This window comes from Streptomyces sp. NPDC086787 (assembly GCF_044745865.1).
Taxonomy (GTDB): domain Bacteria; phylum Actinomycetota; class Actinomycetes; order Streptomycetales; family Streptomycetaceae; genus Streptomyces.
The window spans coordinates 76,709-93,235 of the sequence record NZ_JBIVBC010000005.1 but is presented as its reverse complement, the minus strand read 5'-3'; the positions used below and the strand labels follow the sequence as shown (position 1 = coordinate 93,235).

16 protein-coding genes are annotated in these 16,527 nt (G+C 70.3%); 8 read left to right on the top strand and 8 right to left on the bottom strand.

All coding sequences use genetic code 11. The features are described from left to right. The first annotated feature begins 189 nt into the window (after positions 1 to 189). The 3 genes from ACIPK3_RS14680 to ACIPK3_RS14670 all read left to right on the top strand — a co-directional run bounded on the left by ACIPK3_RS14680 (position 190) and on the right by ACIPK3_RS14670 (position 2,789). The gene (locus tag ACIPK3_RS14680; RefSeq protein WP_402569616.1) at positions 190 to 1,326 is read left to right on the top strand and encodes an ABC transporter ATP-binding protein; all 1,137 of its coding nucleotides are present in this window, start codon (positions 190 to 192) and stop codon (positions 1,324 to 1,326) included. A 177-nt stretch (positions 1,327 to 1,503) separates the two neighbouring features. After that, positions 1,504 to 1,971, top strand: a complete 468-nt coding sequence (locus ACIPK3_RS14675; RefSeq protein ID WP_402569615.1) for a hypothetical protein — start codon at positions 1,504 to 1,506, stop codon at positions 1,969 to 1,971. 86 nt (positions 1,972 to 2,057) lie between these two features. Further along, positions 2,058 to 2,789, top strand: coding sequence for an NDP-sugar synthase (locus ACIPK3_RS14670; protein WP_402569613.1), 732 nt, complete (start codon positions 2,058 to 2,060; stop codon positions 2,787 to 2,789). Between the two features lie 88 nt (positions 2,790 to 2,877). Here the strand turns inward: ACIPK3_RS14670 and ACIPK3_RS14665 are convergent, their stop codons facing one another. The 6 genes from ACIPK3_RS14665 to ACIPK3_RS14640 all read right to left on the bottom strand — a co-directional run bounded on the left by ACIPK3_RS14665 (position 2,878) and on the right by ACIPK3_RS14640 (position 9,409). Next, positions 2,878 to 4,563, bottom strand: a complete 1,686-nt coding sequence (locus tag ACIPK3_RS14665; protein WP_402569611.1) for a DoxX family membrane protein — start codon at positions 4,561 to 4,563, stop codon at positions 2,878 to 2,880. A gap of 117 nt (positions 4,564 to 4,680) precedes the next feature. Next, positions 4,681 to 5,625: a 23S rRNA (guanosine(2251)-2'-O)-methyltransferase RlmB gene (rlmB, locus tag ACIPK3_RS14660; protein ID WP_402569609.1), complete on the bottom strand. Its 945-nt coding sequence runs from the start codon at positions 5,623 to 5,625 to the stop codon at positions 4,681 to 4,683. A 111-nt stretch (positions 5,626 to 5,736) separates the two neighbouring features. Next, positions 5,737 to 7,140, bottom strand: coding sequence for a cysteine--tRNA ligase (cysS, locus tag ACIPK3_RS14655; RefSeq protein ID WP_402569607.1), 1,404 nt, complete (start codon positions 7,138 to 7,140; stop codon positions 5,737 to 5,739). A 154-nt stretch (positions 7,141 to 7,294) separates the two neighbouring features. After that, on the bottom strand, positions 7,295 to 7,819 hold the full coding sequence (gene ispF / locus ACIPK3_RS14650; RefSeq protein WP_402569605.1) for a 2-C-methyl-D-erythritol 2,4-cyclodiphosphate synthase: 525 nt from the start codon (positions 7,817 to 7,819) through the stop codon (positions 7,295 to 7,297). After that, positions 7,809 to 8,561, bottom strand: a complete 753-nt coding sequence (ispD, locus tag ACIPK3_RS14645) for a 2-C-methyl-D-erythritol 4-phosphate cytidylyltransferase (protein ID WP_402569603.1) — start codon at positions 8,559 to 8,561, stop codon at positions 7,809 to 7,811. The genes ispF and ispD overlap by 11 nt, the downstream gene beginning before the upstream one ends. Before the next feature lie 365 nt (positions 8,562 to 8,926). Beyond that, positions 8,927 to 9,409, bottom strand: coding sequence for a CarD family transcriptional regulator (locus tag ACIPK3_RS14640; protein WP_003953493.1), 483 nt, complete (start codon positions 9,407 to 9,409; stop codon positions 8,927 to 8,929). Positions 9,410 to 10,003: 594 nt separating this feature from the next. Between ACIPK3_RS14640 and ACIPK3_RS14635 the strand changes: the two genes are divergently transcribed. Then, positions 10,004 to 10,675: a DUF461 domain-containing protein gene (locus ACIPK3_RS14635; RefSeq protein WP_402569601.1), complete on the top strand. Its 672-nt coding sequence runs from the start codon at positions 10,004 to 10,006 to the stop codon at positions 10,673 to 10,675. 85 nt (positions 10,676 to 10,760) lie between these two features. On the opposite strand, the gene ACIPK3_RS14630 is transcribed toward ACIPK3_RS14635, so the two are convergent. Beyond that, positions 10,761 to 11,441, bottom strand: a complete 681-nt coding sequence (locus tag ACIPK3_RS14630) for a response regulator transcription factor (protein ID WP_010358452.1) — start codon at positions 11,439 to 11,441, stop codon at positions 10,761 to 10,763. Next, positions 11,438 to 12,742, bottom strand: coding sequence for a sensor histidine kinase (locus tag ACIPK3_RS14625; RefSeq protein ID WP_402569599.1), 1,305 nt, complete (start codon positions 12,740 to 12,742; stop codon positions 11,438 to 11,440). The genes ACIPK3_RS14630 and ACIPK3_RS14625 overlap by 4 nt, the downstream gene beginning before the upstream one ends. 245 nt (positions 12,743 to 12,987) lie before the next feature. Here ACIPK3_RS14625 and phoU point away from each other — a divergent pair, with 245 nt between their 5' ends. The 4 genes from phoU to ACIPK3_RS14605 all read left to right on the top strand — a co-directional run bounded on the left by phoU (position 12,988) and on the right by ACIPK3_RS14605 (position 16,420). Further along, the gene (phoU, locus tag ACIPK3_RS14620) at positions 12,988 to 13,677 is read left to right on the top strand and encodes a phosphate signaling complex protein PhoU (protein WP_402569597.1); all 690 of its coding nucleotides are present in this window, start codon (positions 12,988 to 12,990) and stop codon (positions 13,675 to 13,677) included. Between the two features lie 158 nt (positions 13,678 to 13,835). Next, positions 13,836 to 13,991 carry a hypothetical protein gene (locus ACIPK3_RS14615; RefSeq protein WP_402569595.1) on the top strand — a complete coding sequence of 52 codons (156 nt, stop codon included), beginning with the start codon at positions 13,836 to 13,838 and terminating at the stop codon, positions 13,989 to 13,991. Between the two features lie 173 nt (positions 13,992 to 14,164). Beyond that, positions 14,165 to 14,464: a hypothetical protein gene (locus tag ACIPK3_RS14610; protein WP_402569593.1), complete on the top strand. Its 300-nt coding sequence runs from the start codon at positions 14,165 to 14,167 to the stop codon at positions 14,462 to 14,464. A gap of 429 nt (positions 14,465 to 14,893) precedes the next feature. Continuing rightward, complete coding sequence (locus ACIPK3_RS14605; protein WP_402569591.1) at positions 14,894 to 16,420, top strand: methionine--tRNA ligase; 1,527 nt, start codon at positions 14,894 to 14,896, stop codon at positions 16,418 to 16,420. The last annotated feature ends 107 nt before the right edge of the window (positions 16,421 to 16,527 follow it).

The following is a 16,527-nucleotide window of genomic DNA, read 5'->3' as shown; positions in this document are numbered from 1 at the left end:
ACCCAGGCCTCAGGGGTGTCCTGCCGGGAATTCCGGCGAACCTCACAGTCCCCGGCCTGCTGACAGACGCGTGAACGCCAGGTACCGTCCTGACCCAGTTCACGCTGTTCACGCTCGTGGACTACACCAACCACCTTCCTACTCGGATCGTCCGGCACGTTCCTGCCGGTAGAAGGGGGCCCATCCAGCATGGCCACTGTCTCGTTCGACAAGGCGACCCGGATCTATCCGGGCACCGACAAGCCCGCCGTCGACCAGCTCGACATTCACATCGAGGACGGCGAGTTCCTCGTACTGGTCGGCCCGTCCGGCTGTGGAAAGTCCACCTCGCTGCGGATGCTCGCGGGGCTTGAGGACGTCAACGGCGGCGCCATCCGCATCGGTGACCGCGACGTCACCCATCTGCCGCCGAAGGACCGGGACATCGCCATGGTGTTCCAGAACTACGCGCTCTACCCGCACATGACCGTCGCCGACAACATGGGCTTCGCGCTCAAGATCGCCGGTGTGAACAAGGCGGAGATCCGGCAGAAGGTCGAGGAGGCCGCGAAGATCCTCGACCTCACCGATTACCTGGGCCGCAAGCCGAAGGCGCTCTCCGGCGGTCAGCGCCAGCGGGTCGCCATGGGCCGCGCGATCGTGCGCGAACCGCAGGTCTTCCTCATGGACGAGCCGCTGTCCAACCTGGACGCCAAGCTCCGCGTCTCCACGCGTACGCAGATCGCCTCGCTCCAGCGCCGGCTCGGCATCACCACCGTCTACGTCACCCACGACCAGGTCGAGGCCATGACGATGGGCGACCGGGTGGCGGTGCTCAAGGACGGTCTGCTCCAGCAGATCGACTCGCCCCGCAACATGTACGACCGCCCGGCCAACCTCTTCGTCGCCGGGTTCATCGGCTCGCCCGCCATGAACCTGGTCGAGGTCCCGATCACCGACGGCGGCGTGAAGTTCGGCAACAGCGTCGTCCCGGTCAACCGGGAGGCCCTGAGCGCCGCCGCCGACCGGGGCGACCGCACCGTCACGGTCGGCGTCCGTCCCGAGCACTTCGACGTCGTGGAGCTGGGCGGCGCGGCCGCCGCGTCCCTGTCCAAGGACGCCGCGGACGCCCCGGCCGGTCTCGCGATCTCCGTGAACGTCGTGGAGGAGCTGGGCGCCGACGGCTATGTCTACGGCACCGCCGAGGTCGGCGGCGCGCCCAAGGACCTGGTGGTGCGCGTCGGCGGCCGGGAGGTGCCGGAGAAGGGCGCCCAGCTGCACGTCGTACCGCGGCCGGGCGAGACCCACGTGTTCTCCACCTCGACGGGCGAGCGGCTCTCCGACTGAGCGAGCACTGAGCGAGAAGGGACCCGCGGCTGCCGCGGGTCCCTTCCGCCGTCTTCCGGCAACTCAGGTCATTTCGAGGGCGTACGTCAACCCCCTACCCGGAAAACTCCCCTTTTCTGTCCCTCGATACGGTGACCAAATGTCGCCATATGGTTACCGGACGCTACCCTCTCACGCGTGAAGCACTCCACCACCCCCCAGACCCGACGCGGCCACCGGGGTCCCGCCCGCCGGATCGGCCGCTCCCTCGCCCTCGTCCTGCCCGTCGTCCTGGTGCTCTCCGGCACCCTCGCGGTCACCCGGGTCAACTGGACGGGCAGCCCCGGGAGCTCGGTGCTCGCCGCCACCGACGTCTCCTCGGCGGAGGTGACGTCCGCCAAGGCCGGCCCCGAAGCCCGCGCCCCGCAGGACGTGCTGCGCGACCAGCTGATGACCGAGCTCCAGGAGAAGAACCCGGGCGAGGTCCTCACCCACCTCCAGCAGGCGGTCAACGGCCGCCCGTCGCTGGCCCGGCACTGCACCTCCATCGCCCGCGCCCTCGGCCGTGCCGCGGTCCATGTCTACGGCGCCTCACGCGCCCAGTCGTACGCCCGCCCCGTCTGCGACACCTCCTTCGCCTCCGGGGTGCTGGCCGCCCACAGCTGAGCGCGCACAGCTGACCGACGGTGGCCGTCAACGGCCGGCCACCGTCGGCCGACCACCTCCAGCGGGGCGCCACGTACAGTTCGGGCATGACCCATCCGAGCGCCGCGTCGCGCCCCACTCAAGCCGTCGTGCTGGCCGGTGGCCAGGGCTCCCGGCTGCGCCCCTACACCGACGACCGGCCCAAGCCGATGGTCGAGATCCCCGGTACGGGCACTCCGATCATCGGCCACCAGCTGACCTGGCTCGCCGAAGAGGGCGTCACCGACGTGGTGGTCTCCTGCGGCCACCTCGCCGACGTCCTGGAGAAGTGGCTGGACTCGGCCGAACTGCCCGTCCGTGTCACCACCGTCGTGGAGACGGAGCCCCTCGGCCGCGGCGGCGGCCTGAAGTACGCCGCTGCCCGGCTGCCCCGCCCGGACCTGCCCTGGTACGCCACCAACGGCGACATCTGGACCCGCTTCTCGCTGCGCGAGATGGCCGACTTCCACACCGAGCGCGACGCCGTCGCGACCCTCGCGCTGGCCCGGCCGCGCATTCCCTGGGGCGCCGTGCAGACCGACGGGTTCGGTCACATCACCGACTTCATCGAGGCCCCGCCGTCGACCTTCGAGATCAACGCGGGCGTCTACGTGTTCTCGCCGGAGTTCGCCGACCTGCTTCCCGAGCGCGGCGACCACGAGCGGACCACCTTCCCGCACCTCGCCCGTGAGCGCCGCCTGGCCGGCTTCCCCCTCCCGCAGGGGGCCTACTGGCGGGCCATCGACACCGCCAAGGACCTCACCGAGGCGGCGAAGGAACTGGCGGCACTGAGCCGCTGACAGGACAACAGCGAACAGACCACGGCGAAGGGGTCCCGCACGGTGTCGTGCGGGACCCCTTCGCCGTAGGTCCGTCTCGGTGGGGCTGCTAGCCGAGCAGGCCCCCCACCAGTCCCGGCTGGCCGGACGACGTGCTGCCGCCGCCGCTGCCCGTGCCGCCGCCACCGGACGGGCCGCCGGTGCCGCCGCCGGTCGCGCTGCCGCCGGTGCTGGGGCCCGCGCTGGTGCTGGGGGCCTGGCCGGCCGGGGAGGTGTGCCGCGGCGGGGCCTGGCCCGCGGCGCCCCGGGTCTGGCTGGGCGCTCCGCCGGTGGCCGTGCCGGACGACGGGGTGGTCGCGCCCGGGGTGGTCGCCGCGCCGGACGGCGAGGTGGACGCCGTGGCGCCGCCGGAGGGCGAGGTGGACGCCTTCGGGGCCCTGCTGTGCCGCTTGGCGGACTCCTCGGGGAGCGGGGAGCCCGGCAGGTTGTTGCGCGGGGCCTCGCCGGGACCGGGCACGAGCACCCGTCCGGCGTCGCGGACCGCGCCGCCCAGCAGCGAGCCGACGAGCAGGGTGAGGCCGACGGTGACGGCCGTGATGAGGGCGCCGCGGCGCAGCACGTAGCGGCGCAGTTCCCAGATTTCGGAGCGGGGCCCGAGGGTGCGCCAGGCGCGGCCCGCGAGGCGACCGTCGACGGAGTAGACGGGGGCGCCCGCGATGATCAGCGGGGACCAGGCGGCGAGGCAGATGATGTCGGGCGCGTCGTAGACCGGGACGGTCTTCCAGCTGACGGTGACGATGAGCGCGGTGGAGAGCAGGACACCGAAGACCGCGGCGACCCGCTGCCAGCAGCCGAGGATCGTCAGCACGCCCACGACGACCTGGAGGAAGGCGATGACGAGTCCGGCGCCGATGGGGTGCTGGAGGGCGAACTGCCGCAGTGGCTCGGCGACTTCCCAGGGGTGCAGGGTGTTGAGCCACTTCACCATGGAGCCGCGCTCGCCGCCGTCGAAGTAGACGGGGTCGCAGAGCTTGCCCATGCCCGCGTAGATGGAGATGAAGCCCAGGAAGATCCGCAGCGGGAGGAGGACGACGCCGAGGTTCATCCGGCGGCCGGGGTAGTAGGCGTGCCGGGCGGGGTCGTCCGCGTGCCGCCGGAACCGGGATCCGGGGAGCGGCTCGGCGGACGCGCCCAGCCCGGCGGGATCCCCGAATTCGTCGAACTCGTCGTCGGCGTAGGTCTGTTCGTCGTAGGCGCTGCCGACGGGCGGCATCCGGGGGACCAGTCTGTTCTCGCCCGGGGCGGGCGGCCGCTGGCGTCCGAGCACCGGGCCCTCGGCGGTCCGTTCGAGACCGCCTCGGCCGTCGTCGCCGTACCCGTCGTATCCGTCGTATCCGACGCCGACGCGTGGGATGACCTGGGTGGCCCGGGATTCGGCGGTCCCGTCCTCGGGGTAGCGGATGCTGCCGCCCCGCACGGCCTGGAGCAGCCGGTGGGCGCCGGTGTCGTCGGGGGCGGAGCGCCCGCTCCAGACGACGGGCCGGCGCCGGGCCTGGCCGGCGGCCTGCCCGACCGGGACGCGCCCGGCGCCCTCGGCGGCACTCATCTGCCCTGCCACCCGCAGGGATCGGGCACGGCGTGCCGAGGCGCCCAACTGCACGCGGAAACTGGCGTGGTTGACGATGACCTGAGCCGGATCGCTCGGTACCTTCACCATGCTCAGCGCGGGAGCATCGTCGAATCCCGACGAGCGGTCCCCCGAGGGTGTGCGGGGTGTTCTGGTGTCCACACTCATCTAACCGAGTGACATGGAGTTAGGACACTGCTTTGACCGGCCGGAACTGTCCGGACAGCGTCAAGCTTGTCCTGAGCGCCGGAACAGACCCGTACGGGTGAGGCCGCGCACGGGTGTTCAGCCCCGTCGGCGCGCCGCCTCGTACAGCACGATCCCCGCCGCCACACCGGCGTTGAGCGACTCGGCGCCACCAGGCATCGGGATGCGGACGCGGTGGTCGCACGTCTCGCCGACCAGCCGGGACAGGCCCTTGCCCTCGCTGCCGACCACGATCACGACCGGTCCACCGAGGGCCGCCAGGTCCCCGATCTCGGCCTCTCCGTCGGCGGCGAGGCCGACGACCGCGATCCCGGCCTTCTTGTACGCCTCCAGGGCGCGCGTCAGGTTGGTGGCGCGGGCGACGGGCGTACGGGCCGCCGCACCGGCGGAGGTCTTCCAGGCACCGGCGGTCATACCGGCCGCGCGCCGCTCGGGCACCACGACACCGTGGCCGCCGAAGGCGGAGACGGAACGGACGACGGCACCGAGGTTGCGCGGGTCGGTCACCCCGTCGAGGGCGACGATCAGCGGGTCCTCGCCGTTGTCGTAGGCGGCGGCCGCGAGGTCCTCGGGGTGCGCGTACTCGTACGGCGGGACCTGGAGGACCAGGCCCTGGTGGTTGAGGCCGTTCGTCATGCGGTCCAGCTCGGGGCGCGGGGCCTCCATGAGGTTGATGCCGCCGCGCTCGGCGGCGAGCTGGAGGGCCTCACGGACGCGCTCGTCGTTGTCGATGAACTGCTGGACGTAGAGCGTGCTCGCGGGCACGCCGTCGCGCAGCGCCTCGTATACCGGGTTGCGGCCGACGACCAGCTCGGACGACGACTTGCCGCCGCCCCGGCGCTGCGGGGTGGTGCGTCCCTGCGCCCGGCGGACCTTCGCGTTCGCGGCGCGCTGCTTGGCGTGTCCCTTGCGCATCTCGGCGGGCGGGGTCGGACCCTTGCCCTCCAGGCCCCGGCGCCGCTGGCCGCCGCTGCCGACCTGCGCGCCCTTCTTGCCGGACATGCGGCGGTTGTTCGCGGCCATGACCTACCTGTTCTCTACGGAAGCGTGTCTGCGTCTGAATGTGGTGTGCATATGCAGTGTGCCGCCCGGATGGCCGGGCGGCACAATCGATCATCGGACCGGTGGCCGGACTCAGTGCCTGCCGAGGCTCCAGCGCGGTCCCTGCGGGCTGTCCTCGACGACGAGTCCCGACTGGGCGAGCTGGTCGCGGATGGCGTCGGCGGTGGCCCAGTCCTTCCGGGCGCGGGCGGACTCGCGCTGGTCGAGGACGAGCCGTACGAGGCTGTCGACGACACCGCGCAGTTCGTCCCCGCCTTCGCCGCCGTCACCGGACCACTGCGGGTCGAGCGGGTCGAGGCCGAGGACGCCGAGCATCGCGCGGACCTCGGCGAGGCGGGCGATGGCGGCTTCCTTGTCGTCGGCGGCGAGGGCGGAGTTGCCCTGCCGGACGGTGGTGTGCACGACCGCGAGGGCTCCCGGGACGCCCAGGTCGTCGTCCATGGCCTCGGCGAACGCGGGCGGCACCTCGGCGGCCGGTTCGACGGGCTTGCCGGCCAGCTCGGTGACCCGCTGCACGAATCCCTCGATCCGCGTGTACGCGGAATCGGCCTCGCGCAGCGCCTCCTCGCTGTACTCGATCATCGAGCGGTAGTGCGGGGTGCCGAGGTAGTAGCGCAGCACGACCGGCCGCCACTGCTTGACCATCTCGCTCACGAGCACCGAATTGCCCAGCGACTTGGACATCTTGTCGCCGGCCATGGTGACCCAGGCGTTGTGCACCCAGTACCGGGCGAAGTCGTCGCCGTAGGCCTTGGCCTGGGCGATCTCGTTCTCGTGGTGCGGGAAGATCAGGTCGAGGCCGCCGCCGTGGATGTCGAAGGCGGTGCCCAGGTACTTGTGCGCCATCGCCGAGCACTCCAGGTGCCAGCCGGGCCGTCCCGGTCCCCAGGGCGTCGGCCAGTTCGGCTCGCCGGGCTTGGCGGCCTTCCACATGGCGAAGTCGCGCGGGTCCCGCTTGCCGGTCTCGCCGTCGCCGGAGGGCTGGAGCAGGTTGTCCAGCTCCTGACGGGACAGCTCCAGGTAGCCGGGGAAGGAGCGCACGTCGAAGTAGACGTTGCCGTCCGCCTCGTAGGCGTGGCCGCGCTCGATGAGGCCCTGCATCATCTCGATCATCTCGGTGATGTGGCCGGTGGCGCGGGGCTCGTACGTGGGCCGCAGGCAGCCGAGGGCGTCGTAGCCGTCGTTGAACGCCCGCTCGTTCTCGTAACCGATCGACCACCACGGGCGGTTCTGCTCGGCCGCCTTGGTGATGATCTTGTCGTCGATGTCGGTGACGTTCCTGACGAACGTCACCTCGTAGCCGCGGTAGGTGAACCAGCGGCGCATGATGTCGAAGTTGAGGTACGAGCGGACATGTCCGATGTGCGGTGCGGACTGCACGGTGGCACCACACAGGTAGATCGAGACGCAGCCCGGCGTGAGCGGGGTGAAGTCACGGATCTGCCGGGCGTTGGTGTCGTACAGCCGAATAGTCACCACTCCAGGGTAGTGGGCGCCGGGTAGTGCCATGTACCGTCCGGCGGTTCGCACGTCAAATCGGTACGGCGCGTTGTGGTCGCGCGGACGGCCCCGACGGCGGACGGCGCCATCAGCCTGGCTCCCTCAGACGGCTCCCCTCGGCCGGCGCCCCTCAGCCGGCCCTGACGACCAGTGCCGTCGCCACCGCCATCAGGCCTTCGCCCCGCCCCGGGAAGCCCAGGCCGTCCGTCGTGGCTCCGGAGACGGAGACCGGGGCACCGGCCGCTTCGGAGAGGAGTTTCTGGGCCTCGTCGCGGCGTTTGCCGATCTTGGGGCGGGGACCGACGACCTGGACCGCGATGTTGCCGATGCGGAAACCCGCCTCGCGGACGATACGGGCCGCCTCGGTGAGGAGGGTGACGCCGGACGCGCCGGACCACTCGGGGCGCCCCGTGCCGAAGTGCTGTCCCAGGTCACCGAGGCCGGCCGCGGAGAACAGCGCGTTGCAAGCGGCGTGGGCGACGACGTCCGCGTCGGAGTGGCCGGCCAGCCCCGGCCCCTCCCCCTCCCACTTCAGGCCGGCGCACCACAGCTCCCGGCCCTCCTCGAAGGCGTGGATGTCGGTGCCGATGCCGACCTGGGGCAGCGGCGGAAGCGGCGGCAGCGCCCCGGAACCGGAAGCCTTCTCAGAAGCCAACGTTCAGCCTCCTCCGGGCCAGGACCGCCTCGGCGAGGACCAGGTCCAGCGGCCGGGTGACCTTGAAGGCCTCCTCGTGGCCGGGAACCACGACGACCCGCTCCCCCAGCTGCTCGACCATGCTCGCGTCGTCGGTGACATCGTCGCCGACCGTCTCGTGGGCGCGCAGCAGCGTCTGCCGGTCGAAGCCCTGGGGGGTCTGCACGGCGCGCAGCCGGGACCGCGCCGGTGTGGCCACGACCGGCTCGGGGTCTCCGGGTGCCGCCGCGGGCTCGACCTCCTTGACGGTGTCGGCGAGCGGCAGCCCGGGGACGACGGCGACGGCGCCGGCCCGTACCGCCTCGATCACGGCGTCCACCGTGTCCACGGGCACCAGCGGGCGGGCCGCGTCGTGCACGAGAACGACGCCGTAGTCGGGCGGGAGGGCGTCGAGCCCGAGCTTCACCGACTCCTGGCGGCTCTCCCCGCCGGGCACGACGACGAAGTCCGTGCGGTCGGGCAGCGCGTGCGCGTCGAGCAGCGACTTGACCTCGGCGGTGCCGTCGGGCGGGGCCACGACGATCACCAGGGACACGGCGCGCGACGCGGCGAGGGCGCGCACCGCGTGGACGAGCATGGGCGTGCCGTTCAGCGTGCGGAGCGCCTTGGGGGCGCCCGGGCCGAGGCGTACACCCCGGCCTGCGGCCGGAATCACGGCCGCCGTACGCGACTGCGCGGGTGAAGGGCGCGAATCGTCAGACATCGGTTCCTGTCAGGTTTGTGTGGCGGCCCGGCGTGGGTATGGCCTGGGAAGTGCCGGGCGCGACGCCTTGACCGGACCCTTCCGTGACACCGGTCGAGCCTGCTGCCCGAGCCCGGCACGCCAAGTATCGGGCACTTGGGCACGTGTCAGGTGTAGATGATCGGCGTACGTACGAACATCTACGCATCGGGGTACGGCATTCGGGTACCGGGTACGAACATGCCGCAGCGCCCGGCGACAGCTGTTGCGTCATCGGGCACCGCGGCATTTCGGTGTGCTGAGTGGAGCGGGCGCTGCCTGCTTCGTGTCAGGACTCGATGTCAGGACTTCTCAGCTTCTCAGGACTCGTTTCGGGACTTCGCGCCTCAGGACGCGAGGACCTCGTCGAGCAGAGCCTCGGCCTTGTCCTCGTTGGTGTTCTCCGCGAGAGCGAGTTCGCTCACCAGGATCTGGCGGGCCTTGGCGAGCATGCGCTTCTCACCTGCGGAGAGACCGCGCTCGCGCTCACGACGCCACAGGTCACGCACGACTTCCGCGACCTTGATGACGTCGCCGGAGGCGAGCTTCTCCAGGTTTGCCTTGTAACGACGCGACCAGTTCGTGGGCTCCTCGGCATACGGCGCGCGCAGCACCTCGAAGACCCGGTCCAGCCCGTCCTGACCGACCACATCACGCACACCCACGAACTCAGCATTGTCCGCTGGCACACGCACCGTCAGGTCACCCTGCGCGACCTTCAGCACCAAGTAGGTCTTGTCCACGCCTTTGATCTGACGAGTTTCGATAGCCTCGATCAGCGCGGCCCCGTGATGGGGATAGACCACGGTGTCGCCAACCTTGAACGTCATGTGACAGGTACCCCTTCCGTGGCTATCCAGAGTAACACGGATACGGCGTCTTCTGAATGGCGTTTTCGCAGGTCAGGGCATATCTCGGGGCTTGACAACAGCGACAGGAACGTGCTTCGGAAGGGGTGCCGGACCAGGTATCCGCAGGTGGGAGCGGCTCTCCGGGCGGAGGGAAACGCGTACGATACACACATCCGGAGGCCCCTCCAAGTGGCGGAACATCCCCATTTGTCCGGCTCCAGGCGTGCGACTTCCGCTACTCCGTTCGGTGGGCCGACGGCCGGTACGAGACTTTCCGGAATTGATCATCAACGCCCTACCGGCCGGTAGGTGATCAATATCAGGAGCCCTCACAGCGCATTCCTTCACGGAAATTTTGCGCCCCCTTATGTGAATGGCGGACAAATGTGAGGCCAAAGTGACTCAGGGGTCACTGGTGGGCCCCGGTTACCCCCTGCATGAGCGAAGCGTGCCGGTTCGGGGAGGGTCGGGTGCGGCGGCGCGGGAACGGCTCGGTAACCTAAGGCCGCTGACAGACACTTAGGGCGGCTCTAACAGGGAGGTCGCCCCTGCGTTCAAGGAGTTGCCGCCGCCGTGAGCAGCAGCATTCGACGCGGCGCCCTAGCCGCCTCCGCCCTCGCCTTCTCGATCGCCGCGCTCGCCGGATGCGCCGCCGGCAACAACGCCCAGACGCTGGAGGTCAAGCCGGACAACGCGGCGACCAGCGTCGGCGGCCTCAAGGTGCAGAACGCGACCGTCATCACCCAGCCCGATCTGACGTCCGACGGACCGGCCGTGATCTCGGCGACGATCTTCAACAACGGCCCCGACGAGCAGACCCTCGAGTCGCTGGCCGTTCCGGGCACCGGCAAGACCGCGACCCTCTCCCCGGCCAAGGGCGGATCGCTCACCATCAAGCCGGGCACCTCGCTGATCCTCGGCGGCAAGGGCAACGCCTCGGCCGTGCTGCCCAGCAGTCGCGAGGCGGTGAAGGACGGCAACGCGCAGAAGATCACCTTCAGCTTCAGCAAGACCGGTGACGTGAGCCTGCGCGCCTTCGTGGTCCCGGCGAAGAGCTACTTCACCGGCTGGGGCCCGAGCGAGATCCCGTCGGCGCCGGCGCAGTCGCAGCCCTCGGGGCAGCCGTCGTCGGGGCAGTCCGCGTCCTCCGGCGCCCCCGCCGCGGGCTCTTCCGGCTCCCACGCGCCTGCCTCGTCGTCTTCCTCGTCTTCCTCGTCGGACTCGTCACCGGCCGCCGGCCACTGACCGACGGCAGCACGAACGCGAAGGGGCGGCACCCGTTGGAAACTCGGGTGCCGCCCCTCGTGCGTCTCCTTGGAACGAGCGCGGTCTACGGCTCGAACTTGTACCCCAGACCCCGAACCGTCACCAGGTAGCGCGGGGCGCCCGGGTCCGGCTCGATCTTCGCGCGCAGGCGCTTGACGTGGACGTCCAGCGTCTTGGTGTCGCCCACGTAGTCGGCGCCCCAGACCCGGTCGATGAGCTGCATACGGGTCAGCACGCGCCCGGCGTTGCGCAGCAGCATCTCGAGAAGGTCGAACTCCTTGAGCGGGAGGTCCACCTTCGAGCCGGAGACCGTCACCACGTGGCGGTCGACGTCCATGCGGACCGGGCCCGCCTCCAGGGCGGCCGGGGTGACCTCCTCCGGCTCACCGCGGCGGCGCAGCACGGCCCGGATACGGGCGACCAGCTCACGAGAGGAGAAGGGCTTGGTGACGTAGTCGTCGGCTCCTATCTCCAGACCGACGACCTTGTCGATCTCGCTGTCCTTGGCGGTGACCATGATCACCGGAACGTTGGAACGGCCGCGCAGCTGACGGCACACCTCCGTACCGGGCAGCCCCGGCAGCATCAGGTCGAGGAGGACGAGGTCGGCGCCGTTGCGCTCGAACTCGTCGAGTCCGTCGGGGCCGGTGGCCGCGACGGCGACCTCGAAGCCCTCCTTGCGGAGCATGTACGACAGGGCGTCGGAGAAGGACTCCTCGTCCTCGACGACGAGCACTCGGGTCACGGAAGGACCTCCGGGGCAGGAAGCGTTTCGTACGCGGTTGAATCGGGGGGTGAGACGGGGGACGCGCCGGATCCGGACGATCCGGGAGACGAGTGTGCGGCCGGGCGGTCCTCATCATCGAGGGCCGGGTGCTGCTGGGCGCGGTCACGGGCCGCACCCGCCTCCGGCAGCCGCAGGGTGAAGGTGGAGCCCTGGCCTTCGGCGCTCCACACCGTGACCTCCCCGCCGTGCGAGGCGGCCACGTGCTTGACGATCGCGAGACCCAGACCGGTGCCCCCGGTGGCCCGGGAGCGGGCGGGATCCACGCGGTAGAAGCGCTCGAAGATGCGCTCCTTGTCCTTGTCCGAGATGCCGATGCCCTGGTCCGTGACGGCGAGTTCGATCATGTCGCCGCCCGTCGCGCCGACCCTGCGGGCTGCTATGCCCACGCGGGTGCGGGCCGGGGAGTAGTTGACGGCGTTCTCGACCAGGTTGCCGAGGGCGGCGGCGAGCTGCCCCCTGTTCCCCCACACGTGCAGGTCGGCCGCGCCGCCCGCCGCCATGGTGATCTGCTTGGCGCCGGCCTGGTGGCGGCACCGGTCGACAGCCTCGGTGACCAGTTCGTCGACCCGGATGGGCTCGGCGTCCTCCAGCGGGTCGTCGTTCTGCACCCGGGAGAGGTCGATGAGCTCCTGGACCAGGTTGGTCAGTCGGGTGGCCTCGATCTGCATGCGTCCGGCGAAGCGCTGTACGGCCTCCGGGTCGTCGGAGGCGTCCATGACGGCCTCGGACAGGAGGGAGAGCGCGCCGACGGGGGTCTTCAGCTCATGGCTGACGTTGGCGACGAAGTCGCGTCGTACCGCCTCGATCCGGCGGGCCTCGGTGAGGTCCTCGACCAGAAGCAGTACGAGCCGGGAGCCGAGCGGGGCCACCCTGGCGGACACGGCCAGGGCCTCGCCCCGTCCGGTGCCCCGCCTGGGGAGGTCCAGCTCGACCTGGCGTATCTCGCCGTCGCGCCGGGTGTCCCGGGCCATCTGGAGCATGGGCTCGATGGCCAGTTTGCCCCCTCGGACCAGCCCCAGGGCGTACGCCGCGGAGCTGGCCTTGACGACCGCGTCGCCCTCGTCGAGGACGACCGCGGACGACCGGAGCACGGACAGTACGGTGTCCACGCCCGGTGGGAGTACGGCGTCGGTGTGCAGAGAAGTCCTGGTCGGCCGCTTCTGGTCGCGTTCGCTCCAGCGGAACGCCAGCATGGCGATGACGCCGGTGAGTACCCCGGCAATCGCTGCCGCTGCGGCGACCGCCGCGTTCACGTCCATGCGTCCAGGTTAGGCATGGGAAACCTGGTGGCCACAGCCGTCGGGGTGGGAGCCGCATCACTCGTCGCCCAGAGTTCACCTTGGAGCCAGTACCGGTTCATTTGGGGTGGCGGAAACGGACGCGTACAAGCCAGAACGTGGGAGCGTGGGGTTCGCACCGGTGGTTTCACCACGGGCCTTCACCACGGGCTCCGGCCCCCCGGCACCCCGGCACCCCCGAAGAACACGTACGAGAGGGAATCCTGATGCGGGACGCGTACCACGAGGAACTGGACTCGATCGGCGACGGTCTGGTGGAGATGGCCCGGCTGGTCGGGTCGGCGATCGGGCGCGCCACGACGGCGATCCTCGACTCCGACCTGAAGCTCGCCGAGAGCGTGATCGAGGCCGACAAGAAGGTCGACGAACTCCAGCACGACCTGGAGGCGCGGGCGATAGCCCTGCTCGCCCGCCAGCAGCCGGTCGCCACCGACCTGCGGATAGTCGTGACGTCGCTGCGCATGTCGGCCGACCTGGAGCGCTCCGGCGACCTGGCCCAGCACGTGGCGAAGCTCGCCCGGCTGCGCTTCCCCCAGCGCGCGGTCCCGCAGGACCTGCACGCCACGATCCTGGAGATGGGCCAGCTCGCCCAGCGCCTGATGGCGAAGGCGGCCGAGGTGATCGTGACGAAGGACGTCGACCTGGCGCTCCAGCTGGAGTCGGACGACGACGCGATGGACCTGCTCCACCGCACGCTCTTCCAGCACCTGATCGACGACCGCTGGAAGCACGGCATCGAGACCGCCGTGGACGTCACCCTGCTCGGCCGCTACTACGAGCGCTACGCCGACCACGCGGTGGCGGTCGCCAAGCGCGTCGTCTTCCTGGTGACGGGCGAGCACGCGGACGATCTCCAGCAGGACATCCACCCGCCGACGGGAGCCGAGGACGCGTAGGCACCGGGCCCCGGTCCGTAGGCTCCGGGCCCAGGTCGCGTAGGCGCTGAGCCGAGGTTGCGTAGGCGCTGATACGCCACTGTGCGCCGTTGATGCGCCCGGGGAACGGGGCATGGAATGGGCGAAGGCATCAGGCCCTAGCCTCAAGGAGGGGACCCATGGCCGAATCCCCCAGCACCACACCCGACCCCACACAGCAGCGCGAGACCGACCGGCCCGCCGAGCCGACGAGCCTCCCGCTCTTCGGCGCGTGCGGCTGCGGCTCGGGCTGCGGTTGTGGCTGCCAGTCCGGCAATCCCTGCCAGTGCGGCTGACACCGACAGCAAGGTCCGTACGACGATGAGGGGCCCCGGCGCCGTGCACCGCTCGGCGCCGGGGCCCTTCGGCATCCCGGTGAGCAGCCGGAGTAGCACCGGCTTCCCGAACTCCGCCCACCCGACTGTGGCTTGCGTCACAATGACCTGCACGGTTCCGGGGGGAGGCCCTGATGCAGGACCAGGCAGTGGCGGTACTGGCCAGCACGAGCCAGGACATCGCGGGCGGAATCATCGCCGTGATCGTCGGCGGCTTCATCATCACGGCGATCGTGATGAAGGTGGCGGGAAACCTGGCCGACGCGGCCAGGACACCGGCCAGGGAATGGCGATTCCCCCTGATGATCGCCACCGGCGCGTTCCTCGTACTCCGGCTGATCCTGGCCGCCCTCATGCCCGACGCCACGAAAGCAGCCGCGACAGCCGGCACCGTCGTGGGCGTCCTCTTCGTGGGCGGCCTCCTCTTCGGCTGACCGCCGGAAGGCCCTGTCCGAGCCGAGGGAGGGGGATGCGATGAAGCAGATGGTCGCGAGCACGATTGGCGCCGCGTGGGGTGTCACGTCCATCGAGACCTGTGCCGAGTGGAGGGCGCACGGCAGATGCGTCGAAGGCGGTGTTCCAACCCCGCGCAATTCGACGTGCGTGGGGCAACCCGTGATACCTGCCTCGCCCAGCGCTGCCCCGGATGCACCCGGTGCGTGCGGCTGCCATGACGGGGCGGAAATAGCGTGCTGCGACATCGCTCCGTTGCTACCCTCGCATGCATGATCACGCCTTCGCCTCAGCACTGGATGATGCCCCGTCGACGGGGCTGCTGAGAACGGACGCGTACCGAATCCGAGGCCCCGGGACGGGGCCTCGTTTGTTGTGCGACCAGGCCTCGCTACCCGGTAGGAGGACTGATGACCGCACGCCGCTACATCACCACGACCATTCCCTACGTCAACGCCCGCCCGCACCTGGGCTTCGCCCTGGAGCTCGTCCAAGCTGACACGTTGGCCCGTCACCACCGCCAACGGGGCGAGCAGGTCCGGCTGCTCAGCGGAACCGACGACAACTCCCTGAAGAACGTCCTGGCCGCCGAAACGGCCGGTGTCGACGTGCAGTCGTTCGTCGACCGCAACGCCGACGCGTTCGCCGCCCTGCGTGGCCCACTGGCACTCTCATTCGACGATTTCATCCGCACCAGCAGCGACCCACGTCACCGCGTCGGAGTCGAACGACTGTGGCGCCAGTGCGAGGCGTCCGGCGACCTCTATCGCAAAGAGTACGAAGGCCTGTACTGCGTCGGCTGCGAGCAGTTCTACACCCCCGATGAACTGGTCGAAGGACGGTGCGGCGAGCACGGCACCGAACCGCAGCTCGTCGCGGAAGAGAACTGGTTCTTCCGGCTTTCCCGCTACGCCGACCGTCTCCATCGACTGATCTCGAACGGCGACCTGCGCATCGAGCCCGCGGCCCGCCGCAACGAGGTCCTCGCCCTCATCGAGCGTGGCCTGCACGACTTCTCCGTCTCCCGCTCCCACAGCCGCGCCCGCGGCTGGGGCATTCCGGTGCCGGACGACCCGAGCCAGGTCGTCTACGTGTGGTGGGACGCCCTCGGCAACTACGTCACCAGCCTCGGATACGGCACCGGTGACAGCACCTACGACCAGTGGTGGGAAACCAGCGAGCGCCGCGTCCACCTGGTCGGCAAGGGAGTGGTGCGTTTCCACGCCGTGTACTGGCCGGCCATGCTGCTGTCGGCCGGACTCCCGCTGCCCACCGACATCCTGGTCCACGACTACCTCACCGTCGACGGCCGCAAGATCAGCAAGTCCGCCGGAACCACCATCGACCCGGCTGCGCTCGCCGCAACGTATGGCACCGACGCGTTGCGCTGGTGGCTCCTGCGCGATGTGCCCCGGGTCGGGGATGCGGACTTCACGCCCGACCGGCTGACCACCCGCGCGGATGCGGATTTCGCCGGAGGGCTGGGTAACCTCGTCCACCGCATCGTGACCATGGTTCACCGCTTTCGCGGCGGAATCGTCCCTGCCTCTGCGCCGGCAGATCCGGGGGAGCCGGCGCTGGTGGACGTTTGCCGGAAGGCGCCTGGCCTCGTCGACGCCGCCTTGGCCGACTTCGACTTCCGGCGTGCCATCCACGCTGTCTGGGAGATCGTGGAGGAGGCCAATCGAAGTATCGACGCGACCCGGCCTTGGGAACTGGCTCGGGAAGAGCGCAGGGGCAACGGTGAAGCGGCGAAGCAACTCGACGTCGTCCTCGTCACGCTGGTCACAGCGTGCCGCGTGCTGGCCGATGAACTACGCCCGTTCATCCCGGATGCCGCCACGCGGATCACCGGACAGTTGACACCGGCCGAGGGGCTTCTGCCCGCAGCACAGCCGCTGTTCCCACGCCTTCACGAGGACGCGCAGCCAGCCTGACGTGTACGCGCAGACGAATACTTCTTGCTGGTGTGTGACGACGTACCCCGATCGACCGGCTGACGGCCAGCCTCACCCAAAAGCCCCCTACCAGCGGAGAACCCGCA

Excerpts from the sequence above, each read along its gene's own strand:
- ACIPK3_RS14680 (WP_402569616.1), top strand. The coding sequence starts at position 190 with ATGGCCACTGTCTCGTTCGACAAGGCGACCCGGATCTATCCGGGCACC.
- ACIPK3_RS14670 (WP_402569613.1), top strand. The coding sequence starts at position 2,058 with ATGACCCATCCGAGCGCCGCGTCGCGCCCCACTCAAGCCGTCGTGCTG.
- ACIPK3_RS14665 (WP_402569611.1), bottom strand. The coding sequence starts at position 4,563 with ATGAGTGTGGACACCAGAACACCCCGCACACCCTCGGGGGACCGCTCG.
- rlmB (WP_402569609.1), bottom strand. The coding sequence starts at position 5,625 with ATGGCCGCGAACAACCGCCGCATGTCCGGCAAGAAGGGCGCGCAGGTC.
- ispD (WP_402569603.1), bottom strand. The coding sequence starts at position 8,561 with ATGTCTGACGATTCGCGCCCTTCACCCGCGCAGTCGCGTACGGCGGCC.
- ACIPK3_RS14640 (WP_003953493.1), bottom strand. The coding sequence starts at position 9,409 with ATGACGTTCAAGGTTGGCGACACCGTGGTCTATCCCCATCACGGGGCC.
- ACIPK3_RS14625 (WP_402569599.1), bottom strand. The coding sequence starts at position 12,742 with ATGGACGTGAACGCGGCGGTCGCCGCAGCGGCAGCGATTGCCGGGGTA.
- phoU (WP_402569597.1), top strand. The coding sequence starts at position 12,988 with ATGCGGGACGCGTACCACGAGGAACTGGACTCGATCGGCGACGGTCTG.
- ACIPK3_RS14615 (WP_402569595.1), top strand. The coding sequence starts at position 13,836 with ATGGCCGAATCCCCCAGCACCACACCCGACCCCACACAGCAGCGCGAG.
- ACIPK3_RS14610 (WP_402569593.1), top strand. The coding sequence starts at position 14,165 with ATGCAGGACCAGGCAGTGGCGGTACTGGCCAGCACGAGCCAGGACATC.
- ACIPK3_RS14605 (WP_402569591.1), top strand. The coding sequence starts at position 14,894 with ATGACCGCACGCCGCTACATCACCACGACCATTCCCTACGTCAACGCC.